Raw genomic sequence first — 12,421 nt, forward strand, 5'->3', positions numbered from 1 at the left:
AGCGGAGGTTGCGCCTGCGATCGTGAAAGCGAAAGTTATACAGAGGTGTAACAAATTTACTTCCCGGGAGCGTCTATCCCCAGGGCGCCGGCCATCTTCACCAGGTCGGCTAGAGTTCTGGCACCCATTTTCTTCATCAGGCGACCGCGGTGGATTTTCACCGTAATTTCACTGAGTTGCATCTCGCCAGCGATTTGCTTGTTCATCAATCCAGTCGCGACAAAGGCCATTACCTCACGCTCCCGGGGGGTCAGGGTGCGCAGAAGGCTTTGCAGTTCCGACTGCGCGCGGTCTCTCTCTCTTCGTTGCCTGTCGCGCTCCAGTGCGCCGGCGACTGCATCCAGAATATCCTGATCTCGGAAGGGCTTGGTGAGGAAATCGACAGCCCCGGCCTTCATTGCGCGCACAGACATCGGAATGTCGCCGTGACCGGTCATGAAAATGATCGGCAGATGAACGCCTGCCTTGGCCAACTGCGTTTGAAAATCGAGTCCGCTGACCTCCGGCAGCCTGACATCGAGCACAAGGCAGCTCGGACCGTCGGGAAGCCGACTGTTCAGCAGTTCAGGAGCAGAACCGAAGAGCTCGACGCGCGTACCAACAGATCGGAAGAGGCTGCTCAAAGCTTCACGTAAGGACGGATCGTCGTCCACGACCAGGACGGTCGGGGGCACGGCGCCGTTGTTGCCTTCTGATTGGGAGGGAAAGACAGGGCGTCGGATCATCATCCGGATTCCTTTTCGACGCCTGGCAGAGAGAACTGGAATATTGCGCCGCCACCTGGATTAGGCACGATCCACACACGGCCTCCGTGTGACTCAATGATCGACCGGCAGATCGACAGCCCCATGCCTATTCCATCCGCCTTGGTGGTGAAAAAAGCCTTGAACAATTGCCGGGCACTATCGGGATCGATGCCTGGTCCAGAATCTTGGACCCTCACATTTGGCTGATTTAACCCATCGATCGACGTCGTGACGAGAATTTCCCGTAAGTCGCTCTTACAAGGGGCCATTGCCTGAATCCCGTTGATCAACAAATTGATCAGGACCTGTTGAAGCTGGATACGGTCGCCAAGTGCGGTCAGCGGCCGGTGAGCCAGATCCAGTTTCAGGGTGATACGATTTGCAACCAACTCGTGCCGCACCAATACGAGGGACTCGTTGACGATCTCGTTCACGTCGACAAGGGCCATCTGGATGTCGCCCTTCTTGGACAACGCCCTAATTCGATGGACGATACCGCTGGCGCGTTGGGCGTCAGCGATACTCCGCATCACCGCGCTGCGGATCTCATCCAGATCAGGCTTGTCGCGATCGATCCATCGTAGGGACGCCTCGCCGTTCATAACGATGCCGGCAAGCGGCTGATTTACCTCATGCGCGATCGAGGCGGTCAATTCGCCCAAGGTGGTGAGGCGTGTCACATGGGCGAGTTCAGCCTGAGCCTTCAGCACTTCGGTTTCGGCTCGCCGGCGCTGTGAGATGTCCGTATTCGTTTCGAGCACCGCCAACGGTTTTCCATCGGCATCCCTCTTCAGCGACCATCGGCTGGAAACGACAACGACGGATCCGTCCCGCTTCGTGTGCAAGAGCTCACCATCCCAGCGGTCGGAACTGAGAAGTTCCCGATTGATCTCGTTCACTCTCGTTGGAAAGACGGTCTGCAGGAACTGATGGCTGGACTTTCCCGCCGCGTGTTCGGCGGACCAGCCGTAAATGGCCTCAGCACCACGATTCCAATAAGTGATCAGATCATCCATGCTGCGTACGAAAATCGCATCATGCGTCAAATCGAGCAGTTGGGCCTTTTCAGAAAGGTCGGTCGAGGTCGACTGGTTTCTAAGGACAAGAAGGCTGGTAATGGCGATGGCCGCGATACTCATGAGGCAGCGGCTGAGCGCGCCTCCACTGGCTTCGTCTCCGTGAACAACCCAGAAGCTCAACAAAGTGAGCGCTGCACAGCCGAACGAACACAAGACAATCCCACGCCCACGGAAGGCGGCACCTGCGAGCAGAATAACGACCACATAGAGGACCGCTACCGCTCCAGAAAATGGATCAATTGTATCGACAACGAATATCCCGGCCGCCAGAAGGATGGCCAGAGGGGCCACCAGCCGCGAATTGCCGGATGCTGGCGGAGATAGTCTGTGCCGCATAAGGTCTCTGCTCGGTTCCTGGTCGACGCTTGCGCTGCTGATCGACTCTCCGTGGCGCGCCGTCCAACCTAGGCAACTGAATCCTTTTTGCTTGTTCGAAATTGCGGTCGTCGGTGCCTGATTGCACCTTTGTCACTGCAACACCTCGCCGCGAATCCTCTACAGACCGAGCGACCCATCAACGACACAGGCTTGGGAGCGAGCCCAATATCTGGCTGAAAACCCGCAAATCAGAGCCGGCCAAGGCAACAACGAGCAAGTCCTGGCAGCGACGAGAGCGGTATCACGAAACAGGATTATGTCCGGTTCAACGCCCCTGGGCGGAACCCACCGCTCGCCGTCTTGCATCTCCATCCGGCGGCGTTTCTCGACTGAACTGAAAGAGGAACTCATGGCACATGCGATCGAACGGTCCCGCAGTCTCGGCTCAACCTTCCCGGAGTTGCGTGCAAAAAGCTGGCTTTTTATAATGCTTGGCATCGCGCTGCTGAGCCTAGGCTTTCTGGGATTTGCGAACTTGTTCGCCGCTACGGTGCTATCCGTCTTCTATATTGGCGTGTTGATGTCGGTCGCCGGCATCGCGCAGGTCGTGCACGCTTTCAATATTCAGGGATGGAGATCGTTTGCATTCTGGCTACTGAGCGGCTTCGCCTATGCAATCGCCGGCATCGCCGCACTCCACAATCCACTGCTTGCAGCCTCGGCCTACACGCTCGTGCTGGCAATCACACTCATTGCGGCAGGCATGCTGCGGTTCGGGGTAGGCCTCCAGTCCAAGCGCCATCTGGCCTGGGGCTGGGTTGCGTTTTCAGGGATAGTCACGCTTCTTGCGGGCCTTGTCATCCTCTTCGGGCGGCCACTCAATACTCTGGCGGCGCCAGGCGCGATTCTGGCAATCGACCTGACCATGCAAGGCGCGACGCTCTTGGCATTCGGTTTTGGACTGAAGAGCAGCGCGCTTTCGTGGATGTAAAAATAGAAACTGGCAAGCGTGGATAGCTTGAGCGTCCCATTTGCCGAAAGCCACCTGAGACGATCGCGAGCAGCGTTCCTCCGTACCGCTCTACCTCTGACCGCCACGATCATCGTGCGATTCAGCTATTGCGTGCGTCAACAAGAAAGACCTCGTCAGCGCCAGATCGATACCGTGTGTCTTGCGCGCCAGGCGGACACTCATGCGGTCCGTGTCCCAACCAATTGGCGCCGTCGAAAAGCCCCCGTAGCAAGGAATGAAACAAAATGAGCATAGCCGCCGATAAGATATCCCGTCGAACCTTGCTGGCTGCGACTGCGGCTGGCGGCTTGTTCACGACGGCGACACTGGCCCAGGCGCAGAAAGGCGACCCGATAGCCAACGGTCGCGGCGGCACCAACCCTGGTCCAATGAATCCTTCCCGAATAGCCCAGAATCCGGATCTAATGGTCCCACCGAGCACGGATTCGGGTGAACTGCCGAATCTGCGCTTCTCGTTCGACGATGCCCATATCCGACTGTCTGGCGGCGGCTGGACCCGGCAGGTGACCGCACGCGAACTCGGCGTCTCCAAGGACATTGCCGGCGTGATCATGCGTCTGAATGCCGGGGGCGTGCGTGAGTTGCATTGGCACAAGGCCGCCGAGTGGGCCTATGTTCTGTACGGGAGAGCACGCATCACGGCGGTCGATGCCAATGGCCACAATTTCGTCGACGACGTCGGCGCGGGCGACCTGTGGTATTTCCCGCCGGGCATTCCGCACTCGATCCAGGGCCTTGATCCAGACGGAACGGAATTCTTGTTGGTGTTCGATGACGGCGACTTCGACGAGGACAACACCTTCCTCTTAAGCGACTTTCTGAAACACACGCCTCCCGAGGTGCTCGCCAAGAATTTCGGCGTTCCGGCATCGAGCCTTGCGAACGTCCCCGATCCGAGCGAGCTTTACATATTTCCCGCGCCGGTTCCGGGGCCGCTCAGCGCAGACAAGATCGCGGGCGCGGTTGAGGTCCCGCACAGCTTCAGCCACCGCATGATGGCACAGGCTCCGATCAAGATGAAACAGGGCACTGCGCGAATTACCGACAGCAACGTGTTCCCAGCTTCCAGAACAATCGCGGCGGCCCTGGTCGAGGTCGAGCCGGGAGCGATGCGCGAGTTGCATTGGCATCCGAATACGAATGAATGGCAGTACTACATTCAGGGTCAGGCCCGCATGGGGGTGTTCGCGGCGTCGGGCGCCGCCCGCACATTCGACTTCCAGGCCAACGACGTCGGCTACGTACCCTTTGCCATGGGCCACTACATCGAGAACACAGGCAACACGACGCTGCGATATCTGGAGGTATTCAAGAGCGACCACTTCGCCGATGTGTCACTGAACCAGTGGCTTGCCCTCACACCGCCGGAGCTGGTTCGCGCCAGTTTGCGTGTCGACTCGCAGTTTCTGCACGCCTTGCGCAAGGAGAAGGCGCCCGTCGTGCCGACTTAGCATCGCGCAGCCGGGTGCGCGAGCCGGTGACGCTGCCCTCGCTTCTTGCAGTTCTTGTTGTCGTTCCGGACCCGCTGCTCGGACGCGAAGCATAGTCCAGGATGCTCACGACGGCGTAAGGGAGCTCAGTGATGCCCGCTAGGTCGGATGGACTGCCAGACCGCGAACTGCTTTTGCCGGGTCGTCGATCGACGAGCGCCAGGGTGGCGCGATGCGCCGTCCTCCTAGCGCCGATCGTTTTGACTGCATGCCAGCCAGCGGTTCTCGATCCGCAAGGGACGGTCGGGATTGCAGAGAAAACGATCCTGATAGATTCGTTCGCCATCATGCTCGCCATCGTGGTGCCGACGATCGTCGCCACCCTTATCTTCGCCTGGTGGTTTCGAGCCTCCAACACACGAGCGACCTACCTGCCGAATTGGGAGTATTCGGGCCGTATCGAGCTCATCGTCTGGTCCATTCCCCTCCTTGTGATCATGCTCCTAGGCGGAGTGGCCTGGATCGGATCCCATGAACTCGATCCCGCGAAACCGTTGACATCAAACACGCCACCGCTGGAGGTCCAGGTGGTCGCATTGGATTGGAAGTGGCTCTTTATCTACCCAGGCCAGCGTATAGCGAGCGTGAACCATCTTGTCATTCCTGCCGGCACTCCCATTCATTTCTCGCTGACGTCCGCGAGCGTGATGAATGCGTTCTTCGTACCGCGGCTCGGCAGCATGATCTACACGATGAACGGCATGACAACGCAGTTGAACCTGCTCGCGGACGCTCCGGGCACCTTCCACGGCCTTTCGAGCCACTATAGTGGCGATGGTTTCTCGGACATGCATTTCGAGGTGCAGGCGGTGTCTGCGCAGCGGTTCGCTGCCTGGATTGATGCCACGCGCGGCATTGGGCCAAGCCTCGATGCCAAGAGCTACGCTGCCTTGGCCAGGCACAGCATGAACACCACCCCTTTCACCTTCCGTGCGGCCGATCCTGACCTCTTCCAGCAGATCGTCACACAGCAACTGCCGCCTGGACCTGGCCCGCAGACCGGCCGGCCCAATCCGAGCGTATCCCCACAGACGGAGGACTAGGATGTTGGGCAAACTCAGCTGGGCAGCTATTCCCCTCGACCAGCCGATCCCACTGTTCACGGCCGCCCTGGTGGGTGTGGTGATTGTCGGCGTCCTCGCATGGGTCACGCTGAAGGGCTGGCTTCCGTACCTTTGGCGCGAGTGGATCACCAGCGTGGACCACAAGCTGATCGGGATCATGTACATCCTGCTCGCGATGGTGATGCTGCTGCGCGGCTTCGCCGACGCGATCATGATGCGGTGGCAACAGGCACTGGCGTACCGCTCCGAAGGCTACTTGCCACCCGAGCACTACGACCAGATTTTCTCCGCCCACGGCACGCTGATGATCTTCTTTGTCGCAATGCCCTTCGTGATCGGGCTGATGAACTTCGTCATGCCGCTGCAGCTTGGGGTCCGCGACGTGGCGTTCCCGACCCTCAACTCGGTCAGCTTTTGGCTCACCGCCACCGGCGCGTTGCTCGTCAATATTTCGCTGGTCGTGGGCGAGTTCGCGCGCACCGGGTGGCTGCCGTATCCTCCCCTGTCGGAGATAGCCTACTCGCCCGGCGTCGGCGTCGACTATTATCTTTGGTCGCTCCAGATATCCGGTGTGGGAACCTTGCTCACCGGCGTCAACTTCGTCACGACGGTCCTGAAGATTCGTGCACCTGGCATGACCTTGATGCGAATGCCGATGTTCTGCTGGACGACGCTCGGCTCCAACCTGCTGATCGTCGCGGCATTTCCCATCCTAACGGCGACTTTGGCGATGCTGCTGCTGGATCGCTACGTCGGTTTTCACTTCTTCACCAATGAAGCTGGCGGCAACGTGATGATGTTCATGAACCTGATCTGGGCGTGGGGACATCCTGAAGTTTACATCCTGATCCTGCCCGCCTTCGGAATATTTTCGGAAGTGATCTCGACCTTTTCCCGCAAGCCGCTGTTCGGCTATCGGTCGATGGTCATGGCGACGATGGCCATATGCGTACTTTCCTTCACTGTGTGGTTGCACCACTTCTTCACCATGGGGGCCGGCGCCGACGTCAACGCGATTTTCGGTATCGCTTCGATGATTATCGCGGTGCCCACGGGCGTAAAGGTCTTCAACTGGCTCTTCACCATGTATGGTGGCCGGGTCGTCTATTCCCAACCGATATTGTGGTCGATCGCCTTCATGGTCACATTCGTCATCGGTGGGATGACTGGCGTCCTGCTGGCGGTGCCCCCGGTGGACTTCGTCCTGCACAACAGCCTTTTCCTTGTGGCCCATTTCCACAACGTCATCATCGGAGGCGTGCTCTTCGGTGCCTTCGCCGGCTACACCTACTGGTTTCCGAAAGCCTTCGGCTTCCGGCTGCACGAAGGGCTTGGCAAAGCATCGTTCTGGTGCTGGATCGTGGGCTTCTACGTCGCCTTCATGCCGCTTTATGTCGTAGGCCTGATGGGTATGACGCGTCGCATGCAGCACTACGATGTCCCCGAATGGCGTCCATGGCTGCTGATCGCGGCCGGCGGCGCGGCCATCATCCTGGTCGGAATAATCCTGCAGATCGCGCAACTCGCCATCAGCATTCGCCGGCGTAAGGAACTTCGCGACGAGACCGGCGACCCTTGGAATGGACGCTCGCTCGAGTGGGCGACACCCTCTCCGCCACCATCCTTCAATTTCGCGGTGCTCCCGAGCGTCGAGGGCGACGAGGCCTACTGGGGCATGAAGCAGCGCGCGCGCCAGCAGGCCATGCCGGGCGAAGAACCTCCCTATGCGGACATCGAGATGCCGAGGAACAGTCCCACGGGCTTCATCTGCTCCTTCTTCGCCACCTTCATGGGTTTCGCACTGATCTGGCATATCTGGTGGATCGTGGTCCTGGCTGCGGTGGGCGCGTTCGCAACCTTTGTTGTCTTCGCCTGGCGGGATGAAGTCGAGTATGTGATTCCGGCTGACGTGGTAGCACGCATCGATCGGGCCAACCGAACCGCGCGCGGCGAGACACTCGCCCTATCGGGGACGGCGCCATGAGCGCGTTCGACGCGGCCGGCGGCCGCGACGTCCCGAACCGGGTCGAGCGTGTCCAGAGCTCGCCGGGTCTCCAACACACCGCGAAGCATGCGGCCGGTGCGCTGGCGTCGAAGCGTATCATCGCAGGCTACGGCTTCTGGATTTTCCTGCTGAGCGACATCGTCATGTTCTCCGCCTTCTTCGCGACCTACGCGGTGCTGGTTGACGCGACGGCCGGCGGACCGAGCGGGCGCGGGCTGTTCGACCTCGGCAATGTCGGCATCGAGACGGCCTGCCTTCTCCTGTCGAGCTTCACTTGCGGCCTCGCAGGCATCGGCGCCCGGACGCGCAGCGGATTCTGGTTCTATGGCGCGATGGCCGCAACCTTCATACTGGGGGCTGCATTCCTTAGCATCGAGATCCGCGAGTTCATGGGCATGATTGCGCTCGGGGCGGGCCCAACGCGGAGCGCGTTCCTGTCGGCCTTCTTTACGCTGGTTGGCCTCCATGGCCTGCATGTGGCCATCGGCTTGTTATGGCTGCTTACGATGATGGCGCAGGTGTTCGCAAAGGGCTACCGGGCCGACATTCTTCGGCGCCTGCTTTGCTTCAGCCTGTTCTGGCATGCCCTTGATATCATTTGGGTCGGATTGTTCACAATGGTGTATCTGATGGGAGTCACGCAATGAGCCACGCCGAGCAGGACGAAAACTCGCACTACGTCGACACCGCACCGGGTGACGAGAGCCTCGACGGATACGAGGCTGCCGAAGAAATCAGGACTTACCTGATCGGGCTAGGGCTCGCAACGCTGCTTACCCTGGTGTCGTTCTTGATCACTCGCACCGCGCTGGTTTGGGAACCGAGCATTCCTGTCGCGCTGGCCGTCCTCGCGATCGCGCAGATGGGCGTTCACCTCGTCTTTTTCCTCCACATCACCACCGGCCCCGACAACGTCAACAACGTCTTGGCGCTTGCCTTTGGTGTGTTGATCGTTCTCCTAGTCATCGTCGGATCGCTCTGGATCATGGCACATATGAACCACAATATGATGCCCATCGATCAGATCATGCAGATGCAAAGTTGACCCAAAGCGAGGCGGACGCGATCTATCGAACCCCCATAGATGCTTGGATCAAGGTTGCACCACAGCGGATCCAGACACCCCGACCTCCTTCAGAAGCCCGCGCATCTCGACGGGAGCCGCAAGACAGAAAGTTCGAAAAGCTTCCAGGAACCCCAGCCAAACTTCATTCTGTCGCTTTTTTTTGGATTTTGATGGATCGCCGCCTCCCGCTTTGTCGACGGTTTTCGCTAGAAAATCAAAAGGTTGACGGAAGTCAGCACAGAGATTCCCCGCTCCCACGTGCAGTTCGATAGTACGAAATTTAGCAACCTTCTTTTCTCGCTTGGAGGCTGCTTTTCAAAGAGTTTGTGGGAATTACGAAGGAAATCCACCATTTGGATCCCCTCCTCAAGATAGGTCTTCTCTTCATGCGTGAGCGCCTCGATCTGCTTTCTGCAGCGCTCCCTTTCCCGCCGCCATTTCGGCGCCAAATCCGCGAAGAACTCAGGCTCGATGGACCCATCAAGCTTATCCACGTAGAGCTTCTCTAGTCGATCAGCCAACCGGCCGTCTTCACCTTCCAGGCGCCTGATCGCCTGCTGGCGCTCGGTGCGTTTCTCGCTGCTTGAGGCTAGAAGTGCCTCGCGGAGCCACAGAAGCACGTCTTCATCAAACCTAAGGTTCTCGAGAAGTTGGCTGAAATAGGCCTCCAGTTTCTCTTCCGCTACCCAATCCTTCTTGCAAACCTTGGGACCTCGCGTGCACTGGTCCCGATAAGCGCTTAGGTGGTAGTACACGTATTTCTTTTTCTTTTTTTCAGCAACGACTGAGCTTCCGCAGGTTGCGCACTTGATAAGGCTAGAGAAAGCGAATGAAAGTTCTTGCGGGGATTTACAGTTTGCTCTCACATTCATTTTTTCCTGAACGCGAGACCATTCTTCACGAGATATGAGAGGCTCATGCCCCCCTGCCGCCCGGTGGCCTTGACGCCGACCCGAACCAAATCGCAAGCCACCAAGCCGAGCAGATCGCGATGTTCGTCCAGCCATTGCGACATCGCCTTCAACTCGTGGCCAATCTCGTGCGTGGCGAAAACATCGAATATGCTGGCTTGGACGGTGCGTTCTTGGCGCACTGTCGGGCTCCGGCGGTGACAGGTTTTGGACTCAGTAGCATGATCCAAGATACCTGAAACCGCCGGGCCTTGCTCGCGCAAAGCTACGATTCAATCAATAAAATCAAATATTTGCCCGTTTGTGGACGGAAACTAGCTAGCTAGGGACTACAACTTGCCGCTGAGTGAGACAGTAAACTTGTCCACTTTATCAGCTGTCTTTTCGTCCTCCCCGCGTTCATACCCCCCCGTGAGGCCAAGATTGCCGCTGGGTGTGAGATTGTAGGTTAGGGCAGCATCGAGCCAATCAAACGACGCGCCAGAATAGAATTCGTGGTCGATGTGATAAGAAACATGCCCTACGACCCTGTTCCAGAACGCGTCGCCTGGGCCGAACGGCTTGAACACAAATGCAAACGAAGGGCCTAACCTCAGAGAACTCTGGTCGCCGTCCGAAAAGGGATTATCGCCGGACGAGGCATGATCGTATTGCAACAACAAGCTGGGCTGGAAACGATAAATGATTGGCGTGCCAGGAACGCCACAGGGAAAATCAATACATAGAGGCAGACTAACCGGTATCCATTCTGCGGAGCTTGCAATATCCGTATAGTTGTCGATCTGGTCGTTGACGACCCCGAGGCTCCCACGGAGATAGCTCGACCAGCTGCCCAAATCAAAGCCAATCTCGCCGGTGCCACCAAGCGTCATAGTCCGCGAGCTTTTGGCGTTGGAGTGGTTGTCCAAATCGAGCTCAATGTATGGCGCCACATTAAATCCGATCACCGAACCGAAGCGAGCGTCGTCTGCATACTGACCGCCAAAATCAATTGGCAGTGCAATCATCCCATGCACCGAAAACACATTGTCGTCGCCTATACCATCATGCTCAAATGAAACCGTCGCGCCTTGCGCCTGTGAGGCTGGAGTTGGTCGGTCGAAAAGGAAAATATCACTGAAGTCCTTCCTAAGTAGGAACGCGGAATGGAAACCAGTAGGATCTTCTTCGTCCTCTTTTACAGGTGCGTAACTTTTCGAAGAGACGTCTGCTTTCGCAGTTTTGAGAACTGGCTTCTCTGCCTGTCGGCTCCTTCGGTAAAATTCCTTCAACTTCGCCGTATCTAGGCTGCCGTTGCCATTGTCGAACTGCGACAATAATTCGGCAAGCTTTTTGTCATCTGTTTCACCACCAAACCCGGGCGTGGGGACTAGTGTGGCGGCCAAGAAGAGCAACAACGTGGCGGTGCGCATATCCGTCCCCTCGCTACGAGTGTTCAGTGATGAGATCAATGAGATCTCCGATAGTCTCGCACGCGGCATACTGCGAAGGATACAGTTTAGCTTCCGTCCAGGCAGCCTTGTTAAAGTACTTGCCAAGTTCCACAAGCGACGCGTTGTCGAACAGCAAATCGTCTCTGAGGCTGGTTTTCTCACCAAAATAATCAAATGGGAGATGGAAGTGATCGCTGAACCAGCCTATGACGTGAGAAGACACAAATTTACGCTTAGCGCTACTTACCATCAGGAAGCCCCTCTTACCCGAAAGCCAAGAACGCAATTATTGTAGCATGCGCTAAAATATTGGTAAAGACGTATTCTTTCGTGATGAATTTGTTAGTTTCGCCAGGCATTCCAAAGAAGCGTGCGACAAGAAGCGAGCCCATGTCTTGAGTAATTCGCTTTTGAGTTGGGAAGATTGGCATCAACTGGATGTAGCGACCACAACGAACGCGCTCGCCTATTTCACCAGAAAGGTACCAAGTCGAAAATCTCCACGGCAAATCAAGGCGCGAATAGTTGTTTTCGGAGTCTCTAATTTGTGATAACATCAGTCACCAGACGTGGAGGGGACTGAAAATGGCCGCCATCGACGACATCCTTCTAGAGGAACCGGGAAACAACAAAAAGTACGCAGCGAACTCAAATAAAAAGAAGGGAGTCATGCTGAAGTACGAAGAACGAATCGAGTTTAGCTCTGAACCAGAGAAGCCGAGGACGTCCATAAAAGATAAACTCGTTCCAGCCGCATCTTCAGTTGAACTTGGTCCACTTACATTTTATGATAAGCGGGGTGAGTTAGACGTAAAACATTATTACAATAAGATCTCGGCGGAATACGTGTAACAATACCCTGGGCGCTACCGCTTCCAACCGCTGCTCCCGGCCTGAGAGGATTCGAGCCCGCCGCTCGCGAGAGGGGCGAATGCGAGCGCCATTGAAAGCGTGTCGTCGCAACATGCGAGCCCCCGCGCGCGCCCAACGAGATATGGCAGCGGTTGAGGCCCATCACAAGGCACGCGATTGGGGTTGACGCCCTGCCATGGCCGCCTAGCGGGCAAGGGGCGCTTGTGGCGCTGAGAATTCCAGCTTAATTGCGTCGGCGAAGAGTTCCTGAGGAAAGAAATTAAGGCACAAGGCATGAAGCGCAGCTGCCGCTACTGCGGCAAGACGCGCTAACCCGGATATCTCACACAGTTGAAGTGCATCGGGGCTCCGAATCAAGGAAAATGCTTCTGCGACAAAGACTTACCTTGAGCAGAGGTATTCC

Annotated in this window: 12 protein-coding genes and 1 pseudogene; 7 read left to right on the forward strand and 6 right to left on the reverse strand. The window is 57.3% G+C overall.

From position 1 onward, the window contains the following. Window positions 1–56 precede the first annotated feature (56 nt). Both NKI38_RS22785 and NKI38_RS22790 read right to left on the reverse strand, forming a co-directional pair. Window positions 57–728 (reverse strand): response regulator transcription factor, encoded by a 672-nt coding sequence (locus NKI38_RS22785; protein WP_502899357.1) that lies wholly within the window; start codon window positions 726–728, stop codon window positions 57–59. Further along, window positions 725–2,161 carry a sensor histidine kinase gene (locus tag NKI38_RS22790; protein ID WP_352660950.1) on the reverse strand — a complete coding sequence of 479 codons (1,437 nt, stop codon included), beginning with the start codon at window positions 2,159–2,161 and terminating at the stop codon, window positions 725–727. The genes NKI38_RS22785 and NKI38_RS22790 overlap by 4 nt, the downstream gene beginning before the upstream one ends. 391 nt (window positions 2,162–2,552) lie before the next feature. On the opposite strand from NKI38_RS22790, the gene NKI38_RS22795 reads away from it, so the two are divergent. The 6 genes from NKI38_RS22795 (at window position 2,553) to cyoD (ending at window position 8,780) form a co-directional block, all read left to right on the forward strand. Further along, window positions 2,553–3,134 carry an HdeD family acid-resistance protein gene (locus tag NKI38_RS22795; RefSeq protein ID WP_352660953.1) on the forward strand — a complete coding sequence of 194 codons (582 nt, stop codon included), beginning with the start codon at window positions 2,553–2,555 and terminating at the stop codon, window positions 3,132–3,134. 266 nt (window positions 3,135–3,400) lie between these two features. Continuing rightward, window positions 3,401–4,627: an oxalate decarboxylase family bicupin gene (locus tag NKI38_RS22800; RefSeq protein WP_352660955.1), complete on the forward strand. Its 1,227-nt coding sequence runs from the start codon at window positions 3,401–3,403 to the stop codon at window positions 4,625–4,627. A 131-nt stretch (window positions 4,628–4,758) separates the two neighbouring features. Further along, the gene (gene cyoA, locus NKI38_RS22805; protein WP_352660958.1) at window positions 4,759–5,709 is read left to right on the forward strand and encodes a ubiquinol oxidase subunit II; all 951 of its coding nucleotides are present in this window, start codon (window positions 4,759–4,761) and stop codon (window positions 5,707–5,709) included. Window position 5,710: 1 nt separating this feature from the next. Then, on the forward strand, window positions 5,711–7,714 hold the full coding sequence (gene cyoB, locus NKI38_RS22810) for a cytochrome o ubiquinol oxidase subunit I (protein WP_352660961.1): 2,004 nt from the start codon (window positions 5,711–5,713) through the stop codon (window positions 7,712–7,714). Beyond that, on the forward strand, window positions 7,711–8,382 hold the full coding sequence (locus tag NKI38_RS22815) for a cytochrome (ubi)quinol oxidase subunit III (RefSeq protein ID WP_352660964.1): 672 nt from the start codon (window positions 7,711–7,713) through the stop codon (window positions 8,380–8,382). The genes cyoB and NKI38_RS22815 overlap by 4 nt, the downstream gene beginning before the upstream one ends. After that, the gene (cyoD, locus tag NKI38_RS22820; RefSeq protein ID WP_352660967.1) at window positions 8,379–8,780 is read left to right on the forward strand and encodes a cytochrome o ubiquinol oxidase subunit IV; all 402 of its coding nucleotides are present in this window, start codon (window positions 8,379–8,381) and stop codon (window positions 8,778–8,780) included. The genes NKI38_RS22815 and cyoD overlap by 4 nt, the downstream gene beginning before the upstream one ends. Before the next feature lie 227 nt (window positions 8,781–9,007). On the opposite strand, the gene NKI38_RS22825 is transcribed toward cyoD, so the two are convergent. The 4 genes and pseudogenes from NKI38_RS22825 to NKI38_RS22840 all read right to left on the reverse strand — a co-directional run bounded on the left by NKI38_RS22825 (window position 9,008) and on the right by NKI38_RS22840 (window position 11,395). After that, the gene (locus NKI38_RS22825) at window positions 9,008–9,673 is read right to left on the reverse strand and encodes a recombinase zinc ribbon domain-containing protein (RefSeq protein ID WP_352660970.1); all 666 of its coding nucleotides are present in this window, start codon (window positions 9,671–9,673) and stop codon (window positions 9,008–9,010) included. A gap of 50 nt (window positions 9,674–9,723) precedes the next feature. Then, window positions 9,724–9,894: pseudogene (locus NKI38_RS22830) on the reverse strand (ISNCY family transposase); the annotation flags it as partial. Between the two features lie 147 nt (window positions 9,895–10,041). After that, the gene (locus tag NKI38_RS22835) at window positions 10,042–11,124 is read right to left on the reverse strand and encodes a hypothetical protein (protein ID WP_352660973.1); all 1,083 of its coding nucleotides are present in this window, start codon (window positions 11,122–11,124) and stop codon (window positions 10,042–10,044) included. 13 nt (window positions 11,125–11,137) lie between these two features. Continuing rightward, window positions 11,138–11,395, reverse strand: a complete 258-nt coding sequence (locus NKI38_RS22840) for a hypothetical protein (protein WP_352660976.1) — start codon at window positions 11,393–11,395, stop codon at window positions 11,138–11,140. A gap of 335 nt (window positions 11,396–11,730) precedes the next feature. On the opposite strand from NKI38_RS22840, the gene NKI38_RS22845 reads away from it, so the two are divergent. Beyond that, entirely contained in the window at window positions 11,731–11,997 is a 267-nt protein-coding gene (locus NKI38_RS22845) for a hypothetical protein (RefSeq protein WP_352660978.1), read from the forward strand. The last annotated feature ends 424 nt before the right edge of the window (window positions 11,998–12,421 follow it).

It is taken from the genome of Mesorhizobium sp. M0621 (genome assembly GCF_040320745.1).
In the GTDB taxonomy this organism is placed as follows: Bacteria; Pseudomonadota; Alphaproteobacteria; order Rhizobiales; family Rhizobiaceae; genus Mesorhizobium.